Annotated in this window: 19 protein-coding genes and 2 pseudogenes; 9 read left to right on the top strand and 12 right to left on the bottom strand. The window is 28.7% G+C overall.

Translation table 11 applies throughout. The features are described from left to right. Positions 1-73: 73 nt before the first annotated feature. The 4 genes and pseudogenes from HUE53_RS11205 to HUE53_RS14535 all read left to right on the top strand — a co-directional run. On the top strand, positions 74-2,182 hold the full coding sequence (locus HUE53_RS11205; protein ID WP_146917171.1) for a reverse transcriptase domain-containing protein: 2,109 nt from the start codon (positions 74-76) through the stop codon (positions 2,180-2,182). Between the two features lie 73 nt (positions 2,183-2,255). After that, on the top strand, positions 2,256-2,498 hold the full coding sequence (locus HUE53_RS11200; protein WP_097609700.1) for a DUF2200 family protein: 243 nt from the start codon (positions 2,256-2,258) through the stop codon (positions 2,496-2,498). A gap of 35 nt (positions 2,499-2,533) precedes the next feature. Continuing rightward, positions 2,534-2,722 (top strand): annotated as a pseudogene (locus tag HUE53_RS14540) (hypothetical protein); the annotation flags it as partial. A 3-nt stretch (positions 2,723-2,725) separates the two neighbouring features. Beyond that, positions 2,726-2,862: pseudogene (locus HUE53_RS14535) on the top strand (zeta toxin); the annotation flags it as partial. Between the two features lie 735 nt (positions 2,863-3,597). Here the strand turns inward: HUE53_RS14535 and HUE53_RS11190 are convergent. From HUE53_RS11190 to HUE53_RS11170, 5 genes are all read right to left on the bottom strand, one after another. After that, complete coding sequence (locus tag HUE53_RS11190) at positions 3,598-4,692, bottom strand: hypothetical protein (RefSeq protein ID WP_123906685.1); 1,095 nt, start codon at positions 4,690-4,692, stop codon at positions 3,598-3,600. 507 nt (positions 4,693-5,199) lie between these two features. Beyond that, positions 5,200-6,834 carry an amidohydrolase gene (locus HUE53_RS11185; protein WP_041253407.1) on the bottom strand — a complete coding sequence of 545 codons (1,635 nt, stop codon included), beginning with the start codon at positions 6,832-6,834 and terminating at the stop codon, positions 5,200-5,202. A 30-nt stretch (positions 6,835-6,864) separates the two neighbouring features. Further along, positions 6,865-7,314: a hypothetical protein gene (locus HUE53_RS11180; protein ID WP_014165413.1), complete on the bottom strand. Its 450-nt coding sequence runs from the start codon at positions 7,312-7,314 to the stop codon at positions 6,865-6,867. Between the two features lie 93 nt (positions 7,315-7,407). Further along, positions 7,408-9,180: a porin family protein gene (locus tag HUE53_RS11175; protein WP_192188493.1), complete on the bottom strand. Its 1,773-nt coding sequence runs from the start codon at positions 9,178-9,180 to the stop codon at positions 7,408-7,410. 125 nt (positions 9,181-9,305) lie between these two features. Continuing rightward, on the bottom strand, positions 9,306-12,317 hold the full coding sequence (locus HUE53_RS11170; protein ID WP_014165415.1) for a tetratricopeptide repeat protein: 3,012 nt from the start codon (positions 12,315-12,317) through the stop codon (positions 9,306-9,308). A 347-nt stretch (positions 12,318-12,664) separates the two neighbouring features. Here HUE53_RS11170 and HUE53_RS11165 point away from each other — a divergent pair, with 347 nt between their 5' ends. The 3 genes from HUE53_RS11165 (at position 12,665) to HUE53_RS11155 (ending at position 15,969) form a co-directional block, all read left to right on the top strand. Further along, positions 12,665-13,618, top strand: coding sequence for a zinc metalloprotease (locus tag HUE53_RS11165; protein ID WP_065213464.1), 954 nt, complete (start codon positions 12,665-12,667; stop codon positions 13,616-13,618). 84 nt (positions 13,619-13,702) lie between these two features. After that, entirely contained in the window at positions 13,703-14,791 is a 1,089-nt protein-coding gene (locus tag HUE53_RS11160) for an AI-2E family transporter (protein WP_065213463.1), read from the top strand. After that, positions 14,791-15,969: a THUMP-like domain-containing protein gene (locus HUE53_RS11155; RefSeq protein ID WP_014165418.1), complete on the top strand. Its 1,179-nt coding sequence runs from the start codon at positions 14,791-14,793 to the stop codon at positions 15,967-15,969. Before HUE53_RS11160 ends, HUE53_RS11155 begins: the two co-directional genes overlap by 1 nt. A gap of 184 nt (positions 15,970-16,153) precedes the next feature. Here the strand turns inward: HUE53_RS11155 and ddpX are convergent, their stop codons facing one another. From ddpX to HUE53_RS11135, 4 genes are all read right to left on the bottom strand, one after another. Beyond that, a complete protein-coding gene (gene ddpX / locus HUE53_RS11150; RefSeq protein WP_077225125.1) occupies positions 16,154-16,780 on the bottom strand; it encodes a D-alanyl-D-alanine dipeptidase in 627 nt (208 codons plus the stop codon). A gap of 163 nt (positions 16,781-16,943) precedes the next feature. Continuing rightward, the gene (locus HUE53_RS11145; protein ID WP_014165420.1) at positions 16,944-17,231 is read right to left on the bottom strand and encodes a hypothetical protein; all 288 of its coding nucleotides are present in this window, start codon (positions 17,229-17,231) and stop codon (positions 16,944-16,946) included. Between the two features lie 570 nt (positions 17,232-17,801). Further along, the gene (locus HUE53_RS11140) at positions 17,802-18,611 is read right to left on the bottom strand and encodes a hypothetical protein (protein ID WP_014165421.1); all 810 of its coding nucleotides are present in this window, start codon (positions 18,609-18,611) and stop codon (positions 17,802-17,804) included. Positions 18,612-18,916: 305 nt separating this feature from the next. Continuing rightward, entirely contained in the window at positions 18,917-20,425 is a 1,509-nt protein-coding gene (locus HUE53_RS11135) for an FAD-dependent oxidoreductase (RefSeq protein ID WP_192188492.1), read from the bottom strand. Positions 20,426-20,680: 255 nt separating this feature from the next. On the opposite strand from HUE53_RS11135, the gene HUE53_RS11130 reads away from it, so the two are divergent. Together HUE53_RS11130 and HUE53_RS11125 are read left to right on the top strand one after the other, a co-directional pair. After that, on the top strand, positions 20,681-21,388 hold the full coding sequence (locus tag HUE53_RS11130; RefSeq protein ID WP_014165423.1) for an ABC transporter ATP-binding protein: 708 nt from the start codon (positions 20,681-20,683) through the stop codon (positions 21,386-21,388). Position 21,389: 1 nt separating this feature from the next. After that, positions 21,390-22,154, top strand: a complete 765-nt coding sequence (locus HUE53_RS11125) for a TIGR02757 family protein (protein ID WP_065213460.1) — start codon at positions 21,390-21,392, stop codon at positions 22,152-22,154. 209 nt (positions 22,155-22,363) lie between these two features. Here HUE53_RS11125 and HUE53_RS11120 read toward each other — a convergent pair whose 3' ends face one another. The 3 genes from HUE53_RS11120 to HUE53_RS11110 form a co-directional block, all read right to left on the bottom strand. Continuing rightward, positions 22,364-22,933 (bottom strand): hypothetical protein, encoded by a 570-nt coding sequence (locus HUE53_RS11120; RefSeq protein WP_192188491.1) that lies wholly within the window; start codon positions 22,931-22,933, stop codon positions 22,364-22,366. 179 nt (positions 22,934-23,112) lie between these two features. Further along, on the bottom strand, positions 23,113-23,481 hold the full coding sequence (locus HUE53_RS11115; RefSeq protein ID WP_065213459.1) for a methylglyoxal synthase: 369 nt from the start codon (positions 23,479-23,481) through the stop codon (positions 23,113-23,115). Between the two features lie 5 nt (positions 23,482-23,486). Beyond that, positions 23,487-24,338 (bottom strand): hypothetical protein, encoded by an 852-nt coding sequence (locus HUE53_RS11110; RefSeq protein WP_014165427.1) that lies wholly within the window; start codon positions 24,336-24,338, stop codon positions 23,487-23,489. Positions 24,339-24,436: the final 98 nt, after the last annotated feature.

Raw genomic sequence — 24,436 nt, 5'->3', positions numbered from 1 at the left:
TTTTTTGTGGGAGATTTTTTATATTTGGTAAATGCGAATAAAAAATAGTATATTTTTTAAAATTAAAAGATAAATGAATCAATATGAAAAACTCTTAACGACAGAAAACTTTGAATTAGCTTTTTATAGATTAAAAAATGCACAAAGAAACTTATATAAGAGTATATATTATCCAGATTTAAAGATTTTTGAAACTTTTTTGAATTCGAATATTCAAAATTTAACTGATCAATTAAGAAATAAGACTTACAAAGCTGAACAGGCTCATAAAATATTTATTCCTAAAAAAAATGAATTAGTAAGACCTCTTTCAATGCTTAAATTTACTGATCTTCTAATTTATCAAGCAATAGCAAACATTATTGTAGATTTTTCTTTTGATAAGATTGCACCTCTATATGGGAAGACAATTTTTGGAAATATAGTAAATCCTACAAATTCCAATGAAACAGATAAAATGTTTTTTTTTCAACCTTGGAAAAAAAGTTGGAAGAATTTTAGTGATCGTTCAATAAAGTATTTCAATGATGGCTATGTTTATTTATCTGAATTTGACATTGCTTCTTTTTTCGATACAATTGACCATAATATACTATTTCAAATTTTAAAAAAAAATTACGGGATTGACGAATCAATAATTAATCTATTAGAAAATTGCTTAGAAACTTGGACAGGTGATTTTAATCATCGAACATTTATTTCAAAACACGGAATACCTCAAGGTCCATTAGCTTCTGCCTTTTTTGCAGATTTATATTTAATCTATCTAGATGATGAAATAACAACTAAAGGAAAACTGGAAATAAAATATTTGAGATATGTAGATGATATAAGAATTTTTAGTCGAGACAAAAAAATTTCAAGAAAAGCAATTGCTGCCTTAGACTTAATATCTAGAGATTTAGGATTAATTCCTCAAGGAAATAAAATATCTATTAAGAAAATTGATGACATCAAAAAAGAACTTAAAGTTCAAAATAATAAGTTTTCAGAAATAAATAAAGAATATTTAAAAGAAACAGATGGAAAACCAATAAAAAGTCTTAAATCTAAAACCCATCGCCAATTAAAAAAAAGGTTTTTAGAATGCTTCGAGGAAGATGATTTAAAAAGGTCTGAAGAATATTTAGACAAAACAATAATAGGATTTTCTCTTTTCAAACTTAATAAAGATGATGAAATTAAAGAAAAGATTATCTCAAATTATGAACTTTTGTTTACGCAATTCGAAGGAATTTTATATTATTTACAAAAGCATTATAATGATTCGCAAGAAGTCAAATCTTTCCTAAATTCTGTTTTATTAGATGAAGATATATTATTTCATCATTTAACTGCATTGATATTTAAATGGTTTCCAAAGATTGAATTTAATGAAAGTATATTTGAAAAATATATTTCTAAAGGAAATAGAAATTGGCTTGTGAGATATTATATGATTGATTGGCTATATCACAATAAAAAAAATGAATTATTTGAATTACTTTTAGTTGAAAATGGCGGCAATTATTTCATCGAAAGAAAGATAAATGATTATAAGTTTATTTCTTCTTCAGACCCTACTTACAAAAAACTCTTTACTATTAGATTATTAAAAAACAAAAACGATTTATTGGCTTTACAAGGATTGTATTTATCTATTCGTAATTTAAGTGTATTTTTAAGCATTGATCTCAATTGTGACTACAATACGTATGTCAAAAAAATTAAAGGAGGTAACATTGAAGATTATATCTCACAAACTTTAAAAAACATTTATAATATAACTAATCCAGAAACTTTTTTTAATAAAAATATTTGGAATGATGATATAATTTATAACGAACTAAACGAATCACTTTTTGGATATGAAAAATTCAGGTTTAATGAACCTTCAATTGCCATTTTAAACTTAAACAATTTTAATAATTTATGCTTTGACAAAATATGTGAACGATTAAACATAAAAAAACCTTCTAAAGAATTTGGAGTAAATCTAGACTCTCAAATCATAAATGAAGATTTTCCAAAATCTAATAGATATTGGATTGAAATTAATTCAAAAAGAAATCAAAAATCAGAAGCACATCCGTATGATCGATATGGTCAAATAAGAATTAAAATTGATAAAAAAGACTTAGAGAATTTACACAATAAACAAATTGAAACATTAAAAGAAATTTGTCTGTTTAGAAAATTTTGATATGATAATTAATTTTTCATTTTTAAAATTTGTTTAGCTATAGTAATCAAAATATCTACTAAAATAGATCAAAATGCAACCCCACCGCATCTTCAAAATGTCTTTCGCTTCCGTTTATCCGCATTACATCGCTAAAGCTGAGAAAAAAGGTCGTACCCAAGCCGAAGTCGATACGATTATTTGTTGGTCAACGGGTTATCATCCAATACAATTGGAGGAAATCGAGGATAAATTGATGCGACAAATTCGTTATCTCGATAAACTTATTTATGAGTTAGCAAAGGGCAAAGTGATGGAGAAGATATTAAGGGTATAACATTACTTCATAAAAATTTCATTAGATTTTTGTAGATGACGAAAAAAAATCTATATATCATTTCGGGTTGTAATGGTGCTGGAAAAACCACAGCCTCTTTTACCATTTTACCTGAAATTTTAGATTGTAAAGAATTTGTAAATACAGATGAAATTGCGAAAGGGCTCTCCCCTTTTCAACCTGAAAAAGTAGCTTTTGAGGCGGGTAGAATTATGCTTCACCGAATGAGAACTTTGTTGTTCTTTTGGTTAAAAACAACAGAATTAGCAAAAGAGAAAGTAAAAACAAGGGTAAAAGAAGGAGGTCATATATCCCTGATTATATTATTGAAAGAAGGTACAAAAAGGGCATCTGTAGTTTATTTATACCATTTAAACTTTGAAATTTCCTCATAATACTATTTTTTTAACCTTGAAACTGTCTAAAAAGTTCACAATCTTTTCGATCAAAGGGAGAAATCACATACTATTGATTATGAGACTCCTCCTTATGTCGGGGTGACAAACTGTATATTGATTTAGACACTATCTTACAAAAGCAATAAAAATTAGTGTTGGTTCTCGATGCGCTTCGCGCTCGAACGAACGATTATTTCAATTATACACTCAACCGTTTGTTCGAGTTGTTTAAAAAAAACGTATTGAGAACTTTACTTTTTAATCCAGTATATTTTAAGCTTAAATGGTATAATTCAAATTAAACGATCCTAATTAGGCCGAAACTGGCTGTTATTAAAGGTCGGAAATACTATCCTTTCGTCTAAAAGAAGTTTAAGGAAATGAATAAACAAAATGAAATCACATAATACTAACATGTGATTTCCCTTGTCGTAGAAGAGACAAACTATATATTAAGTTACTACTTTTTAGACATCTTATTTATTAGAAAAAAATTCTTAATCTATTTTAAACCCAGATTACGCATTAAAAATTCATTAGAGATAAAATGCTTTTTTAATATAAAAAAGCATTTTTTTTGTCCTAAATGTAGTAAAACTACAACTTCGGTAAAAAATTTCCATGTCGTATTTTATCTTCTTTGCCCTTTTCATCTTGATCACAAAGTATAACGCATAATCTGGGTTAAATTTCAAAAATCATCATAATATATAGACTTGCTTTGTAATGGTTGCTCTTCCCCAGTTATAATTGGGAGGAGATGAAGACCACATATTAAAAAGAAAATTTGAATTAAAGTACGAATAATATTCTATATAACCATTAAGAGAATAAGTAATATTTACTGGAGATGCTCCTGTAGTGAATTTTTCGATATATGTATTTGTAATCGTTGACATATTTGCAGTAGAACCAGTCGATGGTGGTGCTTCATAATTATTTACAATAGTTGATTTCCTAGACCCTGCTTCTGCTTCAGTCCCATTCTTTAAAAATCGAATACCATAATACCCTATCACTTCTTCTTTAGGAAAATTAGAAATACCTACAGGAACGGAATAGTTTATAATAATTATACAGTTTTTATTTGCTGGAAGGCTAACACTGGTAGACAACCCTAAATTCAAATTATTAACGATACCGGGAGATGCTATTGAATAACTAACAGGATTTAAAGCCACAATCCCATCTACATCTGAAAGAAGATGCGTATTAAATGTTCCTATATTTCCGTTAGCATCACTCGTAAGTATTTGAGTTGAACTTGTAGTAACAGGAATGTTACGAATTCGTAAACTCCCATTTACATCTAACGTAGAAGTAGGCGAAGAAGTTCCTATTCCTAAATTACCTGTACTTGTGACTCTTAATCTTTCAATATTATTGGTCCTTGTTACAAAGTCATTTGCATTTGTTGTACCTATAAAATTCGTGTTTGGATTAGTATTACCATTCCCCAAAATACTCCAATTCGTTGGAGTAGTTGTGCTTTGATTCGTTAAAAGTAACCATTTCGTTCCATTCCAATAATAAAAACCAGACACCACATCATTAGGAGCTATACCAGCAGTTACAGTATTATAAACAATTGTCCCTTCTGCAATTGAGCCTCCTTGCGGATTTAATACGGGTGCTTCACTATTTGATGCTGTTAGTTGCACTCTTGGAGGTACCAAACCACTTGTATTAGAACTAATATCTAATATTCCTTGAGGCGTTACCGTTCCAATCCCTACTTGTCCATTGATTATTATGGAGCTTAAAATAACAAAAATTAACAATACTCTTTTTTTCATCCCGCTTACATTTAAAATCATTTACAAAGTTAATAAATTAAGACTGTTTTAATATATTTTACAACAACAATATTTAAGTTATACTACTAAATATCAGTATTTTACTACAAAACACCCTTTTCAAGAAATAAATACATCAATAATCATACCATCTTTACAAAACAAAGAATCTTATATCTATTAAGTTTGAGTAGATTTATTTATTTTTATTCAAAAAAATATTTCAATTAGAATGACTTTTATTTATTATATTTCCTTTGCTTTTTAATATTAAATTTATAAAATAACAAATATGAAAACCAATTGATCTATGGTTTATATAAATAAAGAACGTTTAAAAAGAGAATGTGACATAATACTTTTTTAGGTTAACCCTAAATCATTGATTGGAATTGAAGTAAACCGGCACACCAATCTACTTCAATCTATCTTATGTAAATTCAAGCAGATATTCAAATCAAAAAGTTTTACTTTGATTGATTAAAATTACCTTTTTCGGAGTTTATATTATTTTACTTGTTCTCCTTTTATAAATGTATTAATGGGTTTTACATAAGGAATCGCATCTATATCCTCTGTCATCAAATCATTATCATAAATAACAAAATCGGCCCACTTCCCTACCTCTAAACTTCCTTTTTCGTTTTCTTCAAAATTAGAATAGGCGGACCATATAGTCATTCCTTTTATTGTTTCTTCTCTAGATAAAGCGTTTTCTGGTTGAAACCCTCCTTCTGGATAGTTTTTTAAATCTTTACGAGCCACCGAAGCGTAAAAGGTCAGCATAGGATTTACTTCTTCTATAGGAAAATCAGTTCCTAAAGCTATTATTCCTGCCTTGTTTAGCATTTTTTTATAAGCATAAGATTGTTTAATTCGTTCTTTACCTACTCGTTGTTCTGCCCAATACATATCCGATGTAGCATGTGTGGGTTGAACGGAGGGTATAATATTAGAGGAAAAAGCATCAAAATCTTGCTCTCTCATTACTTGTGCATGTTCTATCTTCCATCTTCTATTGGGTTTGTCTTTTAAAACCTCTTTATAAATAGTTAACAAAACGGTATTGGTAGAATCCCCTATAGCATGAGAATTCATTTGAAATTCAGAGTTTGCTATTTGTTTTGCTATTTTTCGAACATCAGCTACAGATGACAATAACGCACCATAATGATTAGAACGGTCGTTATAAGGCTGGTGCAAGCAAGCACCGCGAGAACCTAGAGCGCCATCTCCCATAAATTTAAAGGATCGTACATTCAACCAATCTGTTTTATAGGGGCCTAATTGTGTATATAAATCTACATTCTCTTGGCTGGCACTCACCATGGCATAAATATTAATTTTTAATTCTTTGTTTTGCTGTAATGAGTCTATCAAGTGAATGGTTTCTTTTTCTAAACCTGCTTCATTAATGGTTGTTAAACCGTATTGAAACATTACTTTTTGAGCATCTTTGAGTGCTTGTACTTGATTTTTTGTTGTTGTTTTTGGAATAATATTATAAACCAATTCCATTGGATTATCAATCAAAATACCTGTTAGTTCTCCCTTTTTTATTTGAATTTCTCCACCTGACACTTTTGTTTCTGTTGTAATTTTTGCTAATTCTAGGGCTTTACTATTGGCCAGAAGAGCATGACCATCAATTCTAGTTAAAACTATAGGTATGGTAGGAAATAATCTATCCAATTCTTCTTTTGTTGGAAATTCTTTGAGTTCCCAATCATTTTGGTCCCAACCACGTCCTGTTATGAAAGTAAGATTTTTTTCTTTTTGAAATGCAATTATTCGATCTAAAACTTCTTGGTAACTTTTAGTTCCTCGCAAGTCTACTTTTTGAAGATTTAATCCAAAACTATAAAAATGAGCGTGTGCATCATACAGTCCTGGGAAAATATATTTTCCTTGTGCATTAAGTATTTTTGTTGATTGATATTTTTTTAGAATATCTACTGACTTTCCTATAGCTATAATTTTACCTCTTTTTACGGCAAATGCCTCCGCTTTTGAAAATTTTTTATCAACAGTATAAACTGTGGCGTTAGTAAGGATCATATCTGCTTTTTGTTTTTGAGCTAAAGAGCTAAAACTAGTCAAAAGGAAAAGACTTAATAATGTTAAAGATAAAATGGATTTCATTGTGATCTTTTTTTCTTTGTACATATAATACTAATGAACTTCTAAAATTTGATATAAGGTACCATTTAAATCAAATTGATGGGCTACTGATTGTCCTATTAACTTTTCTGCTAAAGGGGAATTGGGGGAGATTCCAAAAACAACCTGATCGTTTAGTGTTAGTTTGGGTAAGGCACAACTGACAAAGACAGTTAGCTGATTTGTTTTTACAAGGCTTCCTAAACCAATATTTTTATGTTTTTGTGATGTGTCTATTTTTTCTAAAATAGCTTTATATTGAATTGCTTCGCGTAATTTAGTAGATAATTTTTCTTGTTCGAGGTGCATCATAGATAAAGCGGTTTCATGTTTATCTCCTGCAGATCCTTTGGCATCATTTGAAGCATCTTCGGCTAGATCTGTAATCATGTCTTGAAAAACATCTATTCTATCTTGAAGTATTTGAAGGTATTGGGTATGAATTTGTTGTTTTAGTGTCATTTTAACTTATATTTTTTAGGGGACAAAATAACGATAATTACAATAAAATATATTTGTTATCGAAGAACTTGGTTTATACCTTTAAAATTTCTTTTATAAATCAAACTTATAATTTGCTCCTCCCATTATTTGTATGCCTTGTACGGGATAATTTAACCATCTTTGATAATTTTGATTGGCTAGGTTATTGCCTTTTATAAAAAATGTCAAACGATCATTGTGTTTATAACCTAAATCTGCATTGATATCAAAATAAGCTTCTACATTTTGTACGGAATCGGGATAAGTAAAACGGGTAAGGTTTTTAAACTGGTCTTTGCGTTCACCTACATAAAATAATTGGGTTCCTGCATACCATTTTTCTGTGATCGTAAAATCTGTTAAAAAACCAACTTTTATAATTGGCAAATTCCACGCTTCTAATTGATGGGCTGTTTGATAGAAATTAAATGTTGTATTAATCCCTAATGCTATATCTTTATTTACATCGGCTTTTAGTTCTCCAAAAAAAGTACTATTTTTAAGATCGTCATATACTATATTAAATGAATTACCATAGCTATAATTTTCTGTAGGATTGGACAAATAAGGATTACTAACAATAAGAGCTTTATTCTTTACCGATTCATAAGTTGCTTTTAAATGATAAGAAACTGTATTAGCTAATTTTCCATTTAGCCCCACAAATAACGCGTATTGACGATCACTGGGTTGACAGTCTAAAGTAGGAGAAAAGAATTTATTTTGACTCACAAATTTTTGATAGGTTTGTTGTTCCAATCCTCCTTCTGCTCCAGCAGTTGCTACCATTAGATCACCCACAACTTTATAAGAGGCGTAAATTTTTGGGTAGAAATAAAAACCTGATTGAGTTCCTTGATCTATTCCTGAGTAATTATTTTTTAATCGAGCTAAATAGGTTAATTCAGCACCAAAATCTATAGATAAATCATCTTTTTTAAAAGTAACACTAGGATGTGCGCTAAAAATGAGTGAGGATTGTTGTATAGATAAATCTTTGCCTTGGTTGTTTTGATTTATTTGAAAGCTTTTATCAAAAAAGGTATTAACATAATCTAAGTTAAAGTTAAGTTTAAAATCTGTTTGATTTATATCAAAATTAAAACGCGGTGTTGCTATAAACCTATTTTCTTTTGAATTATAATCATCTGAAAATCCGATATAGCGCATATTTATTTTATTTAAAAAACTTTTAGCAACTATTAATTCAGCATCTGCTTTGAATGTATTATAAATATGTTGAGGTTTTATGAGATTAAAATGGGTCCAATTGAAGTTAGGATTCTTTAAAGGCAAACCATACCAATTGTATCCTTCTTTATTATAAGAGGCATCAACTTTTAATAGATTTTTATCAAATGTATAACTATAAAAACCACCTAATATAAGATCTGCATATCCATTATTAAGTGGTAGATCAGAAATTCCTCCTCCTGAGCCTTGGTATCGAACAGTTCCTCCTAAATATTGATTATCATCTATATCATGGGTAATGAAAAGCTCTGAGTAGAGGGTATTATAATTGCCATAAGCTGCTGATATATAATTAGCCCATAATTTCTCTTGTTTACTTTTTTCTATCAATACTGCTTTGCCTTTAGAAGGGACAAAAGTAGATGCTACAGGAAATGAAAAAATCTGATATTTAATGGTTTCTTTTGGAAAGGATTTTGTTTCATTTACAGGAGGCACTTCTTTTAGTTTAAAAGCATCTGAAATAGTGGGTGTGTATGGCTTTATTACATTTATTACTTCCGTACCTATTGTATCTTCTTTTTTTTGAGCGAATCCATTTTGAAAAAAAATTCCAAAAATAATTATTCTGTATATATTGATTTTATTCATCTGTTTGTTTTTTTAAAGGTAAATACCAGTATAGTATGGTTTACTCATTTTAAATTCATGGTAAAAACAATACTTTACTTTTTCTTTTGCTCATCTTTAATTCAGAATTATAGAATTTGTAACAACTATCGCTTTATAGATGAATTGGTTTTAGCTTCTTCTGTTTTTATTTTATTTAATTCCTCTTGAGCCTCATTGAGTACGTCTTCAAAATTGCTAAAATTTTTAATAACGCTTTCTAAAATATAGCTTGCTTGGTAACTATCTTTTAGCCCATAGAAATTCTTTGCCATAATTACTAAACTTTTAGCACCATAATATTTATATCCCGAATATTCTTTTGCTATTTTTTGTACGACTGCATTGGATAGTTCAAATTTACCTTCTTTGTTTTTGAAAAATGAATCATAATATAAAGCCTCTGCCATTAATTCGCCCTTAGCTGTTTTTTGAACGTTTTCATAAGCTTCTTTTGCTTTGTTTTCATCTCCTGTTTCTCTAGCAGAACGTGCTATAATAATCTGAGCATCCGTTTTAAGTTTTGCTTCTATTTTTAGATTTGCTCGTATTTTTTCTGCATAAGTTACCGCTTTATTGTAGTCTTTCTTTTGGTAATAAATCTTCATTAAATTAGCTTGTGCATAAATCTTATTCTGCGGAAAATCAGATTCGTTTTCCAAACGAGTTAAATACAAAATAGCTTGTTCTTCATTTTGTTTTTTTAAAAACAATTCTGACAAACGAGTAAGTGCTTGTTCTGTATATTCGTTTCTTGATTTTGACACTAAATATTCGTAATTAGAAGTAGAAAGATCTGCTAATCCTTTTTGATAATATAATTCTGCTAAATAGAAATGTGCTTTTACTATTTGAGTTCCATTAGGAAAAGTATTAATATAACTTTTTAAACTAAGTAGTAGTTGTTCTTTGTTTTCTTGTGCATATTGTTTTTCTATGGCTTCCCAAGCATCATGATCTAATTCAGCATTATTTATTTCTACAAAATCTAAAGTTTTTACCCAACTCGCATATTCTTGTACCTGTCCTCTGTCTATATAGATTAGTCTAGCCGTACGAACCGATTCGTTAGCTTCCTCTGTTTTAGGATAATCTTGTGCCACTTTTTTAAATTTCAACAAGGCTAAATCGTCTTTATCCTCATTATAAAATATAAGCCCTTGACGCAAAATAGCTTTTGCTGCATAACGCCCGTTTTTGTACTCGGCAACTAACTGGTCATACATTTTTATAGCATTAGCAGATTGCCCTGTTGTTGTATATGTATTTGCTAATTCATAAAGTGCGTCATCGCGGTATTGTGAGCTAGGAAATTTTTTAACAAAAGTATTCAGTTCTATTATTTTTCGATCATTTTTACCCGAAAAACCATACGAAATGGCTTTTTGATAACTTGCATAATCTGTATCGAATCCTTTTAAGTTTATGGCTTTATCGTAGGCTTCAATAGCTAGATTGTATTTAGAGGTTACGAAATAACAATCTGCTAGTCGTAAATACGCATCTATTAGTCGTGCTTTATCATCTTTGGGATTTTCTGTATATTTTTGAAAAAATTTTGATGCTTGTTCGTATTCTTTTAGTTTAAAATAAGTATAGGCTATATTATAATCTATATTTTTATTTTCGGTTGTTTCTTTTGATGCTGAAAAACCAACAAATTGTTTATAACTCAATAAAGCGTTCGAAAAATCATTTTGAGCAAACTCGCTCTCTGCTTTCCAAAAAATTGCACGGATGGTAATAATAGGATTCTCTTGTTCGTTTATCGCTTTTTTAAACAGATCTAAAGCAGCCGTATAGTTTCCTTCAACAGCTAGTTCTAGACCTCTATAAAAAGCTACTTTTTGGTAAACTGAACGATTTCCTAAGGTTTTATTTTTTTCAAGTAATACTAATGCTTCTTTATAATTATGAGAAGTTACAAAGGAAGTAACCAATAGATTTTCAATTTCAATTTTATGGAGTGTATTAGGATATTTTAGTAAAAAATTGGTTAAAATTTCTGGAGTTGTTTGATAAGAATTTCCTATATCGTAACTCAAACGTGCATAATTTAAATACGCGTCTTCTTGAATTTTTTTATCAAAAATCATTTCAGAAGCATTTTTAAAAGCATTCAACGCTTGTTGCTTTCTATCTGTTTTCAAATAACTTTCGCCTAAATGATAATACGCATTCTGAGCAACTAAGTCATTTCCTTCAATAATTTTATTAAAATAATTTATAGCTGCATCATAACTTTTCTTTTGGTAAAATGCATATCCTAACTGATAAAAATCAGTATTACTCCATTTTCCTTCTTTTCCTTGATATTCTTTTAAATAGGGAATACTTTTATCATATTCTTTTAAATTAAAATAACTTTCACCTATAATTTTATTGAGTTCCGATTTTTCTTCTGGAGTTGACTGAGCCATTGCTTTAATTCCTAAATCAACCGCTTTTTCAAAAACACCTGATTTAAAGGCCATATCAGCCTGAAAATACGAAAGTTTTTCGTTGTATTTATCCTCTTTACCCACTTGGTCAAAATATCTGTTTGCTTCTTCATACTGATCTCCTTCATAGGCTAAAAATCCTAGGTAATATTTAGCTTTTGAACTGTATTCTCTAGAATGGATCACTCGATTAAAATAGTGTTTTGCTGATTTTTTATCATGGGTTGTAAAAAATGTGTAACCGCGATAGAAATAATATTTTTCTAGTTCATCCTGTGTTAAAGCAGATTCATCTACTTTTTCAAAATATTCTAAAGCGTAGGCATACCTACCGTTTTCAAAAAAATAAGTTGCTAGTTCCGTATAGGCTGAATTCATTTTAGCACTTGTAGGGTATTCTCTTATAAATTGCAACATCCGTTCATCTGCACTTTCTTGTTTTAACCGCAAGGAAGCAACTGCGCTATAAAAAGCACAATCTGATGCTATTTCAAATTCAAGATTTTTTTGTGCTCTATCAAAAATATACTGAGCAGCCAGATAGTTCTTATTTTTAAAAAGATTAATTCCTTTTTGATAGGAACTAAGCGGGTTGGTATAAATTTCAGATTGTTGACAAAACACATACGAACTTTCTAAAAAAAGAACGAGAAATATAAAAAAAGGTAATTGACGCATAGAATATCTTTTGTAATTCAAATTTAGTACTTTCTACTAAATATAATTTAAAAACGCCTATGTTATGCGTTTATTATTCAATAAATACATTCTTAACAATGGTTAACAAGAAACCTTTGCTTTGTTCATTCTTTTAAAATAAAATTTAATCACAACAATGAAACAAAAAAAGAAATAAATAAAATTTAATAGTCAAAAATATACAAAAACACAAATTACATTAAACTTATTTTTTTTTCAAAATAAATACATTTTTATCAAAATTAATTTGCTTTTTAAAAAAATACCATTAATTTAGCAACGAATTAAAAAATTTATTATTAATCAAACCAAACAAAAAACAAATTATGAAAAAATTATTATTATCAGCTTCTGCTGCTTTAATGATGTTTTCTTGCCAAAAAGAAGACAGTACCACTAACAATCCAGTTGACGCTTCTGCTCACAGAGGATGTGCTTCTCACACAGTCTTAGAAAGACAAATGCAAGAAGACCCAGGACTAGCATCTAGAATGAGTGCTATTGAAAAACAAACTTCTGAAATCATTAAATCAGGAAGATTAGTAAATGGGATCATTGAAATACCAGTTGTTTTTAACGTGTTATACAGAACTACAACAGAAAATATTTCATTAACTCAATTACAATCTCAAATTGATGTTTTAAACCAAGACTTTTCGGCAACTAATACAGATTACAACACAACAAACAATCCTTATGCAAGCGTAAGAAGCGGAAGCTTGGGAATCCGTTTTGTATTAGATCAAGTAATAAGAAAATCAACTACAAAAACATCTTGGGGAACAGCTGATGCTATGAAAAAATCAACTCAAGGTGGGATCAACCCTACTTCTCCTACAACTAAATTAAATATTTGGGTTTGTACAATTGGAGGAGGAATCTTAGGATATGCTCAGTTCCCTGGAGGTTCTTCAGCTACCGATGGTGTAGTTTTAGATTCTAAATATACAGGAAATACAGGAACAGCAACTTACCCATTCAACTTAGGACGCACAGCTACTCATGAGGTAGGTCACTGGATTAATTTACGTCATATCTGGGGAGATGCTACTTGTGGATCTGACTTAGTAGCTGATACTCCAGTTCACAACGCTCCAAATTCAGGTGTTCCTGCTGTAGGTCATAGATCTACTTGTACAGGTACTCCACTTGAAATGTACATGAACTACATGGACTACACAGATGACAGAGGAATGTATATGTTCTCTCAAGGACAAAAATCAAGAGCTTTAGCTGTATTTGCTTCTGGAGGAGCAAGAAACTCTTTTGCTCAACCATAAGAAATTCAAATTTTAATACGATTAAAATCCTGAGGTTGTTTCTCAGGATTTTTTTTATATATTCGTTTCAAAAAGATAGAAAACATGGAAAGCAAAACTATTGCCAATGGAATTATAAGAGCCGTCATTACTTTAGTTGCTATAACTATTTCACTCTATTTTCTTTACAAAATAAAAACAGTTATTATTTACCTAGTAATTTCATTATTACTATCCATGATCGGGTCCCCTATCGTTAATTTTTTTAGAAAAAGATTAAAATTTAAAAATACCTTAGCTGTACTAGCAACTCTTTTCCTTTTTGGAATTATCATATCAGGTTTTTTCCTAATGTTTATCCCATTAATAAACAGTCAAGCCACCCATATTTCATTACTAGACAGCAAAACACTATCTATACAAGTAGAACACTTAATCATTCAATTAGAATCGTTCTTAAATACCAAAGGTTTTAAAGCAGATCAAATACTTAATAAAAGTAACCTAACAAAGTATCTTAACTTTCATTTTTTGAGTGAATTTCTTAATACTTTCATCAATGCAATCAGTAATTTCGGAATGGGGGTTGCTTCTTGTTTTTTTATTACTTTTTTCTTTTTAAAAGAAAGAGCCATTTTCCTACGTTTATTCAGAAACATCTTACCTGATGAGCATGAAGAAAAAATAATAGCATCTATTGAAAAAATAGATTTTTTATTATTAAAATACTTTAGTGGCATATTGCTACAACTTTTAATTGTATTTATCCTTTATTTTTTGGTCTTATTCTTTTTTCATGTAGAAAATTCTTTTATTATAGCATTCATTTGCGCTGTTTTAAACATCATCCCTTATATAGGGCCTCTCATAGCTAGTATTTTAGCTGTTACCCTAGCTTTACTGGGCAGTTTTAATGGCAGCATTAATGCCGAAATGCTATATCACGCCTTATACATTTTAATAGGTTTTTTCATTGTTCAGTTTATTGACAATAATTTTAGTCAACCTATTATTTTTTCAAATAGTACAAACTCACATCCTTTGGAAATATTTTTAGCAATCTTAATTTTTGGTTTTCTATTTGGAATTACAGGAATGATCATTGCTGTCCCATCATATACCATACTGAAAGTAATTGGAAAAGAATTTTTTCCTAATAATAAATTCATCCATTCTCTTACAAAAAAATTATAATGAATTTTGATTTATTAGCTCCTAAAGTACAAGAATTTATAGAAAATTCGCTAATGCTAAATTTCACAAAAGTAGCGTTAATGAAAAACCCTTTTCCTGAAATACCTTGGAACGAAATTCTAAATCAAATAGCCTCTAAAGCTAAAGCAAAAGAAAAACTCCCTACGTGGTATTATCAAAAAAATATTGTATTTCCGAATAAATTATCTATAGAACAAACTTCATCAGAAATTACAGCTCAATACAAGTCTTCACTTATTAGCGGCAAGACGCTTATTGATCTTACAGGAGGGTTTGGTGTGGATGATTATTACTTTTCTAAAAATTTTAATCACTTAATTCATTGCGAAATTAAAACTGATTTACACGAAATCACTAAACATAATTTCAACAATCTTCAAGCTAGTAATATTGATTGTTATCTTGGCAATAGTCATGACACTTTAGAAAAACTGAATCAACATTTTGACTGGATTTACATAGACCCCTCTAGAAGAAATGATGCAAAAGGAAAAGTTTTTTTGCTAAAAGACTGCCTACCGAATGTTCCTTTTTATTTAGATTTTTATTTTAAATTCACAAAACACATACTCATAAAAACGGCTCCAATTCTAGACCTATCAGCAGGTTTATCTGAATTACGAAATGTAAAAGAAATTCATATTGTAGCCTTACAAAATGAGGTAAAGGAACTTCTTTGGATCGTTGAAAAAGGATATAGCGATCCTGTTTTAATAAAGACCATTAATATTACTAAGGAAGAAAATGAAATTGTAGAGTTTATATGGGGAAAAGAGCCTTTTAATTGTGAGTACTCTAAGGTCCAAAGTTTTTTATATGAACCTAATAGCGCTATCATGAAATCAGGAGCATTTGATCATATTTGTCATTTATTTCCTGTTAACAAATTACATTCTTTTTCGCATTTGTATACAAATAATGAGCGAATTAAGTTTCCTGGTAGACGGTTTAAAGTAATTAAAAACATCCCGTACACTAAAATAGAAATTAAAAAATATTTAGAAGGCAAAAAAGCTAATATTACAACTCGTAATTTTCCAGAAACGGTTGAAACAATTCGAAAAAAATGGAAGATAAAGGAAGGAGGTAATTTGTATACTTTTTTTACAACTGATTTAGATAACAATAAAATTATTTTACTTTGTGAAAAAATTTAGAAACGAAAATTAAATCCAGATTATGCGTTGGACTTTGTGATGAAAAGAAAAAGGGCAAAGAAAGTTAAAATGCACGATTTTTTATCGAAGCTATCGCGTTACTATATCAAGGACAAAAAAGGAATATTTTTTTAGATTCAAAGTTATTTTTATCTGTAATAAATTTCTAATGTATCCTCTGCCTTTAATTGCATTTCCAACTAAAATTAGATAATGGATAGTGTCTCGCGCCTTCTAAACTATAATGCCACCATTCTGATTCTAAAGATTCAAAGTGGTACTTTTTCATTACTTCTTTTAACCACTTTCTATTTTTTAGCACTTCTTTAGATAGATTGGTATAAGTATGTGATGATTCCTTTCCAAAATAATCAAATACAGTTCCCATATCTACTTCTTTTCCCGTTTTATCTACTAGGGTTAAATCTACTGCTCCTCCTCTATTATGGATAGATCCTCTTTCTGGATTTGCTACATAATTAGGATTGGAAACTATTTGCCACATTTTTTTTTGTATACTCAAAGGACGATAGCAGTCAAATAGTTTTATATGGTATCCTTTTTTTCTAAATTCTTTATTTGCTTTTATTAATTGCATTACTGTTTTATATCGTAGATAACAAGCATCACAATCATATACTTTATTTTTTAAAAAGTTGTCTTTTGTAGCATACTTCATATCCAAAACTAAATCCTCTGAATACTCATTTATATTAACAAAAGAGGTATCCTGTACAATCAATTTCTTATTATTCTGAGAAAAATGGTTTATTGTAAAGAAAATTGTTAATAGAAGAATTTTGTTTTTCATCCGTTTGAATTTTGTTTTTCAGTGGCAACTATAGCGTCAAATTTCAGTAATAGATATTACGTACTCAGGTTACTAATTTATGGCGATTTCATGAATATAAAACATTTAAAACTTAAGATTTTACAATTGCATATCTATTGATTAAAAGCTTGTCTATTCTAAATTATTTTCCTTCTTTTTGATCTTGATAGTATTCATAAAACCATGTAATTATAAAGGATGGAATAAAATCTAAACCAGGGGTTATTTCTTCTATAAAAGTTAAAATCCCCGCAATTTTGCCCACTGTTCCTTTATACAATAAGCTCATTACAAATCCAGCAAAAGGAGCCCAAAAAAAATCTATAAACTCACCTGCTCCAGGAAATAAGTAACTAAAATACCCTATAAGATCCATTATGATACTTATAATTAATTTTCCTGTGGTTGCTTGTTTGTTTTTTTGTATCACTTGTTTTTTAATTATATATTAGGATAAAACATAAATAATTAATATTAACTTTTCTTTTTGATCCTTTTGTTTTACTCTTAAGTTCTTTTTTTAAAATACGGATACAATCTTTCGTTTTTTACTTTTTACAGATTTTATTTTTGTATTTACATTTTTCACTCAGAATGCTAAACAAAAAATAGTATCATCAAATATAAAAATATTAATTTTTTATGCTCTTTATAAATAATGAGTACCGTCTTTTAGTTTTAGCCTTGGGGCTTTCTAAAACAGGTTAATTTGTTTGTGTTTTATCTAAATTACAAAATGATAAAACTACGAAATTATTCCGTTTTTAATACGATGGTCTTTTATTAAAATGAATTTATCATTTATTTTCTGTATTTTCCTTGTTAGCTCAAAAGAATTGGTTTTAGCTTTTATCCCCCTTTTATTCTAAAGTGATTCTTTCAAAGTTGCATGAAGGTTATTCTTTTGCATAGACTGTAAAAGTTTGTACTATCAGTTGAAAAAATCTTTATCTATTATCTATTTTTATTAATTTAAGTTTATAATGGAGTTTTTTTTAACTCATATTAAAATTAAACGCATTAAGAAAAACACTGACGAAATGCTTATTATTATGGATAAAACTTTGTAATTTTTAGGTTTATCGAGAGTTGTTTTTAGGAAATCTATAGATACAAAATCTTTATTTATCCAATTTTGTGATTTATATACGAATATAGAATTTAAAACAAAAAGGTGACACGCTGTTGCCATTCTTGAATGAAAGAATTCATTGGATTGAAAAGCTACAATAAATGAGGCTAAATGCACTATTAATACGGTAGCTTTAGGCAATAATGAATTACTATCTATTAACAGCACTCCTATTAACCAAGAGCAATAAATAAATTGTAATTCAAGGGGTGCATCATATCCATAAATAAGAATTTTATTATCTGGAGAAAGTATTGTACCTGTACATCTAAAATAGTATATAAAAAGTCCTATTGTTAGTGCAATGGTAGGTATTAAGTTGTAATAAGTTTTTTTAATGAGTAAGGAAACTAAAAAACCTCCTGATTGAAAAACAAAGAATACGGCAAATAATAGATCAAAAACAAGCATTTCTATTTTAAAAAATGTGTTGAATTTTAAAGTGATACATATTAGGTTAAAAAAGGTTTCTAGTATAAGTAATCTTTTAATTTCTGATGTTAAATTTTCTTTATTAAAAAAAGGAATAGCTAGTAATGGAAAAAGTAAACTGATAAAAACCTCATAATAAACGCTTTTTTGAATTATATATTGAATAAAAAAACAATATAATAAGCTTAAAAGGAAAAATAATGAGGTAGTACAGAGTTGGTATTTTTTATTTGATAATGAGGTCATTTTGTTTCTTTTAAATTAATCTTTCTTTTATCATATTTCGTTAAATGTGTTTGCAAAATGAAACAACAAAATACTAGAAGGCTTATAATTTATTAGGTGTAATTAATTATACGAATCTCCTCAATTCATAAAATATTTTATAGATTTTTTAAAAAAGCATGTTGTTTTTTAAAATAATTTTTATTGAAGATGAAGTATTTTTAGACAACACCTCTTTTTATTTTCGAACTACTTAAAGTACGTAAAAAACAATAATTACACCTAATAAATCATATTAGTTTGTACATAAATATGTTAAATATTTATTATGCTTCTACTAAATAATTATTTACAATTTTAGAACAGATTGCTGCATTTTCCATACACCTTTCAATTGTTGAAGGAACTGTCCATACTTGATTTTCGTCATTAATCCATTCTCCTGATATAAAAACATTATTACAATTAAAAGAATTAATTCCTACCTTGTTGTTATAATCTGGATTTATTAATTCGTTTTCAAATGCCCAAAAATATTTATTGCCATTATCTTCTTTAATTATTGGACCATGATGCCAGTCTTTATATTCTTCAAGATTTATTTCTGTGTATTCAAGATACTTTGCTCCTACACCTATATTTAAATTTCCATACATCATATCTTTACACATATCTTTTTTTAGTAGTCCCATTTGAAATAATAGTTCTTCTTCTACTTCTTTTATGGTACATTCTATTAAAGGTTTTTTATACAATGGTCCCCTTTCTTTTTCGGTTTTTGTAGCTGTAATTGAAATGGTAACTTTAACCCCGTTTGAAAACTCCTTATGTGCGTATTTTTTAGTATGGTACAATTTATAACTTAGTCCCCATGCAGAATCAGCAATAATTCCAATGGTTTTATTTAAAAACAAATCGGGAACTTCTTTGAAATGAAATTGAAAACCGTGACTTTTTATATAACTAACAGATAATCTTTCTGCAATTTTAGGCAGCATTTCTATAACTTGCTTAGGTGGGATTGCTAGGACAAAAGCATCCGCTTCAATGATATTATTTTTTTCAGAAACGGCATTCAAAGCTTTTCCATTACTAATATTTAATTTTTTAATTCCTTCATTAAAATGAAAGGTTACTCCTTTTTTTCTTAAAAAGTCATACCATGGTTGTATCAATGAATCCGATATAGGTCCGTTGAGAGTAATACTTGTTGTATTGGTTTGAGTATATACTTTCTTTTTTGATAAATTTTTATAATTAAATAATAATAGGAAATCTCCAGTCTTGGTATTGCCATTACCTCCTATCCAGGTAGATATAATTTTAAGAATAAAAACTGCAAGTTTGGGTCTTTTATCAAATTCTAAATATTCACGTAAAGGCATATTTAGAGTCTCTTTATCTATTTTATTTACTAATAATTTAGATCTAAACCAATAAATATCTTTTAGAGGGACACCTGAGAAAAACAAGGAATTTGCAGATTTTAAGTTGTCTATTAATTGCTCTAAAAAATTAAAAAAATTTCTATTAAAATCCATAAACTTTCTTTCTTTTGCCCAGTAAAACTGAACATTATTTATAGGTTCAATATTTTTTAATAAGTTGTTCCCCTCATATTCTATTTCATTTAACGTAGTAATGAAGTTCATATTAGAGGCAAACATTTGCCTGTGTGTGAGTTCTGTTGGTAAACCATTTTCAAAAGTACCAATACATTTTCCTCCAGGCTGATCTTTTGTTTCGTAAACAGTAATCTCATTTCCTGTTTTAATTAGCTCATGAGCCAATTTAAGTCCTGTAACGCCAGAACCAAAAATTACGATTTTTTTCATTTGTTTAATTTAGTATGTAAGCATACAAAATTAAAACATTTTTTTACAATACCGAATTAAAAACCATTGATATTATTTTATTTAACCAAAAAAAACAAAACACACTTTAATTTAACTAACACCAAGAAACACAATATCTATATAGAATGTTAATATGTTATGTTAATATACAATGTCAATACCGTATATGAAGCTTAACAAAACTTTATTTGAAGTTCAATAAAATTCTTTGTTTATTTGTGGAAATACTTAGTAATGATTAAAGCCACTAATATTCATAAATACTTTGGACAGCTAAAAGTTTTAAAAAGAGTAAATCTTGAGATTAAAAAAGGAGAAATTGTATCAATAGTTGGTGCATCTGGAGCAGGAAAAACTACTTTGCTACAAATTTTAGGTACTTTAGATCAACCTAGTTTTAAAAACAGAAAAGGCGTTAATCTTAGTTCTTCTTTAGAAATTAATGGTCAAGATGTATTAAAAATGAGTGATAAAGAGCTGTCAAAGTTTAGAAATTTAAACCTTGGTTTTATTTTTCAATTTCATCAACTGTTGCCTGAATTTACTGCATTAGAAAATGTTTGTATTCCTGGTTATATTGCTAAAAGAAAAAAAACAGAAGTAGAAAATGAAGCTAAAAAATTATTAACTTACTTAGGTTTAGAACACAGAATAAATCATAAACCTATGGAACTATCTGGAGGGGAACAACAGCGTGTTGCGGTTGCTAGAGCCATGATAAATAAACCTAAAATAATTTTTGCAGATGAACCCTCTGGTAATTTAGATACCACAACAGCAGAGAATCTGCATCAATTATTTTTTAAACTTCGTGATGAACTAAATCAAACTTTTGTAATTGTTACTCACAATGAAGACCTAGCTGATATGGCTGATCGAAAAATAACAATTGTAGATGGTAATATTAAGGATATTCATGATATAGAAGTCGTTCTTGATTAAAATGGAATTTACAGAATTAAAAAGCTTTTTAGATGAAAAAGTAGATTTATATAATCGTCTCGATTTTATAGAAAGTGATCCTATACAAATACCTCATTTATTTAGTATCAAAGAAGACATTGAAATAGCTGCTTTTTTAACTGCTACTATAGCTTGGGGAAATCGAAAAATGATTATAAAAAATGCACAAAAAATGATGAGTTTATTAGGTGATTCTCCCTATGATTTTATTCTCAATCACAATTCTGCACAACTTAACAAACTTGAATCATTTGTACACAGGACTTTTAATGGGCAGGATTTTATACAATTTATTAAAAGTCTCCAACATATTTATTTACACCATAAAGGATTAGAAAATCTCTTTTCTAAACATACTGAAAACAACTCTACGCAAAAAGCAATCAGTGAAGTTAAAAAAGTTTTTTTTGAAATTCCACATACCATAAGATCTCAAAAGCATCTTTCAGACCCTTTAAATAACTCAGCCGCCAAACGAATTAATATGTTTTTGCGTTGGATGTGTAGACAAGATTCTACTGGTGTTGATTTTGGTCTTTGGAAAAAAATTTCTCCATCTGCCTTATCATGTCCTTTAGATGTACACTCAGGGAATGTAGCTAGAAAATTAGGGCTCTTAAATCGTAAACAAAATAACGCTAAAGCTTTGCATGAATTAGACACTAATTTACGTTTGTTAGACCCTAAAGATCCTGTAAAATATGACTTTGCTTTATTTGGATTAGGTGTTTTCGAAGGTTTTTAATACAATGTCTCTTTTCTAACACTCATTTTTAAAAGTACCCCAAAACAGTATCTAACTTTTTGGGGCAGTGCATTTTGAGGGGAGTGTAATTATATGTACCCTCTTTTTTAATTTGTGTAGAATGGATGTTATTTCTAAAAATCACTTTATATTAGGTATATACTCTAAAATTCGTAAGGCAAATAATACCTTCTACCCCTAAATACAATTTATCTTTTAATAGGTTCGTATTTATTTGTCTTGTCATTATAACTATATTTAGTCATTATTGACTTATTACTTAAACTAAAATCGCCATTAGATAATAAACTAAATAAATATCCTTCATTTCTTTTCTTAGAAATAGTCTGCGAAGTAGTCTTTAATCTATCTAAATATTCTATTTCTTTTATATCTACCGTCTTTTCGGTATTGGCTAGTAAAAGTGTTTTATTTATAGGATTCCAAATTTGATTTTCATTTAGAGTTGCTAATTCTTTACGTATCGTTGTTTCTTTTTTTTCTATAGCTTTCCAATTTACATGATAAAACGTGTTGTTTTTAACTTTTAATGGATTAACTTTGATTGTATTTGGTATAAGTTCTGGCTTACTTTTAGATAAAAGCATACTATCTTTTAATACAATTAAATACAAATCTTTTTTCTTATTAAAAACAACACTAGCTTCTCCATTTTTAGCTAGTAAAAGATTAGCACCTGTATTGTCAGTAGGTTTCTTTTTTTGAGCAGACATTGAATTCAGCACAAGAAAACTAAACAAAAGAATCATTTTATTCATAAACACAAATTTTATTGGTTATAGATTACGTATTAAGTCACTAAAAAGTCGATTTATTTTGCAAACCTAACTTTAAACAGTAACACATCCTACTGGTAAGGAACCATAACAATATAAAACTTTTTTTTAGAAAAAACATGAAATAGGAATATAATTATACTTTTATGAGTACAATTCTCCTACTTGGCTATTGCATCTAATAATAACTGTGCGGTTGCTTCATTAGTTGCTAAAGGCACATTATGTACATCGCAAATTCTTATAAGCATATTAATATCAGGTTCATGCGGATGACTACTCATTGGATCTTTAAAAAACAAAACCATTTTACATTTTCCAATTGCAATTCTAGCTGCTATTTGTGCATCTCCTCCTAGTGGACCACTTAAAAGTTTTTCTACCTTAATTCCTGTTGCCTCTACTTTACCACCTGTTGTACCTGTTGCTATAACTTTTATATTTTCTTTTAAAAGTAGATTTAAATTTCGATTTACAAATTGAACCATATCTGCTTTTTTTCCGTCATGGGCAATTAGTGCTATTTCCATATTTTTTAATTCGTTTGTAAATGGTATGCTATTAATCCATCTATTGGTCTTTGTAGAATTTTACCTACTTTCATAGTGTGTTTTTCTAGAGCAGACTTAATTTCATCTTGTAAAAAATAAGCAACAGATCCTATAAAGTGATTAGATAGTTCTTTATAATCATCAAACTGTTTGATACTGTTTTCTATAAAACATTCTATTTCTTCTTGTATAATTTGTTTACAAAATGGTTCATTTTTGTATTTTATTAAAAATTCTGTAAACGATGCTAAGTAAGCATTTGGATTAGGTTCTTTATATAAGTTTTGCTTAATAACATCTGCATCTAGGTCGTATGAACTTTCAAAGATTTCGACTAATTTTTTAGGCATTTTATTATAATAATATGCTCTTAATAAATGACGTCCAAAACGATTACCTGAACAATCATCCATTATAATATAGCCTAATGATTGCACTTTTTGATGCAATAGATGGCCATCAAAATAACTACAATTAGATCCTGTTCCAAGAATACTAACAATAGCTTTTTCTCCTTGTAAAGTTGTAGCATATACAGCTGCGTAAGTATCTTCGTAGACATTGATTTTTGCATTTAAAAAATATTTTTCAAAAATAGAGCTAAGAAAACTTTTCATACGATCCGTTCCACATCCTGCTCCATAAAAGTATAAATAAGAAACAGTATCCTTGTTTTTCGTTAACTCTAAATTATCCGTTAAACGTTTTAAAACTTCTGCTTCTGTTAAAATTTCAGGGTTTAAACCTTGTGTATGTGTAGAAAATAAAATGTTTCCTAATTCATCTATTGCAGTCCAATCTGCCTTAGTCGAGCCGCTGTCAATTATTAATTTCATTTTTATAATTTTATCTCTTTATGATTTATTAATAAGAATAAATAAAAACCATCTTAATAAACCTTTCTTTTTTTAATATTTTATATAAATACTTAATA

Origin of the sequence: Flavobacterium columnare (assembly GCF_014844295.1) — a bacterium.
Lineage (GTDB): Bacteria > Bacteroidota > Bacteroidia > Flavobacteriales > Flavobacteriaceae > Flavobacterium > Flavobacterium columnare.
Note: the sequence above shows the minus strand (reverse complement) of the source record. Positions and strands in the feature narration are given on the sequence as shown.

Excerpts from the sequence above, each read along its gene's own strand:
- HUE53_RS11205 (WP_146917171.1), top strand. The coding sequence starts at position 74 with ATGAATCAATATGAAAAACTCTTAACGACAGAAAACTTTGAATTAGCT.
- HUE53_RS11200 (WP_097609700.1), top strand. The coding sequence starts at position 2,256 with ATGCAACCCCACCGCATCTTCAAAATGTCTTTCGCTTCCGTTTATCCG.
- HUE53_RS11190 (WP_123906685.1), bottom strand. The coding sequence starts at position 4,692 with ATGAAAAAAAGAGTATTGTTAATTTTTGTTATTTTAAGCTCCATAATA.
- HUE53_RS11185 (WP_041253407.1), bottom strand. The coding sequence starts at position 6,834 with ATGAAATCCATTTTATCTTTAACATTATTAAGTCTTTTCCTTTTGACT.
- HUE53_RS11180 (WP_014165413.1), bottom strand. The coding sequence starts at position 7,314 with ATGACACTAAAACAACAAATTCATACCCAATACCTTCAAATACTTCAA.
- HUE53_RS11175 (WP_192188493.1), bottom strand. The coding sequence starts at position 9,180 with ATGAATAAAATCAATATATACAGAATAATTATTTTTGGAATTTTTTTT.
- HUE53_RS11170 (WP_014165415.1), bottom strand. The coding sequence starts at position 12,317 with ATGCGTCAATTACCTTTTTTTATATTTCTCGTTCTTTTTTTAGAAAGT.
- HUE53_RS11165 (WP_065213464.1), top strand. The coding sequence starts at position 12,665 with ATGAAAAAATTATTATTATCAGCTTCTGCTGCTTTAATGATGTTTTCT.
- HUE53_RS11160 (WP_065213463.1), top strand. The coding sequence starts at position 13,703 with ATGGAAAGCAAAACTATTGCCAATGGAATTATAAGAGCCGTCATTACT.
- HUE53_RS11155 (WP_014165418.1), top strand. The coding sequence starts at position 14,791 with ATGAATTTTGATTTATTAGCTCCTAAAGTACAAGAATTTATAGAAAAT.
- ddpX (WP_077225125.1), bottom strand. The coding sequence starts at position 16,780 with ATGAAAAACAAAATTCTTCTATTAACAATTTTCTTTACAATAAACCAT.
- HUE53_RS11140 (WP_014165421.1), bottom strand. The coding sequence starts at position 18,611 with ATGACCTCATTATCAAATAAAAAATACCAACTCTGTACTACCTCATTA.
- HUE53_RS11135 (WP_192188492.1), bottom strand. The coding sequence starts at position 20,425 with ATGAAAAAAATCGTAATTTTTGGTTCTGGCGTTACAGGACTTAAATTG.
- HUE53_RS11130 (WP_014165423.1), top strand. The coding sequence starts at position 20,681 with ATGATTAAAGCCACTAATATTCATAAATACTTTGGACAGCTAAAAGTT.
- HUE53_RS11125 (WP_065213460.1), top strand. The coding sequence starts at position 21,390 with ATGGAATTTACAGAATTAAAAAGCTTTTTAGATGAAAAAGTAGATTTA.
- HUE53_RS11120 (WP_192188491.1), bottom strand. The coding sequence starts at position 22,933 with ATGAATAAAATGATTCTTTTGTTTAGTTTTCTTGTGCTGAATTCAATG.
- HUE53_RS11115 (WP_065213459.1), bottom strand. The coding sequence starts at position 23,481 with ATGGAAATAGCACTAATTGCCCATGACGGAAAAAAAGCAGATATGGTT.
- HUE53_RS11110 (WP_014165427.1), bottom strand. The coding sequence starts at position 24,338 with ATGAAATTAATAATTGACAGCGGCTCGACTAAGGCAGATTGGACTGCA.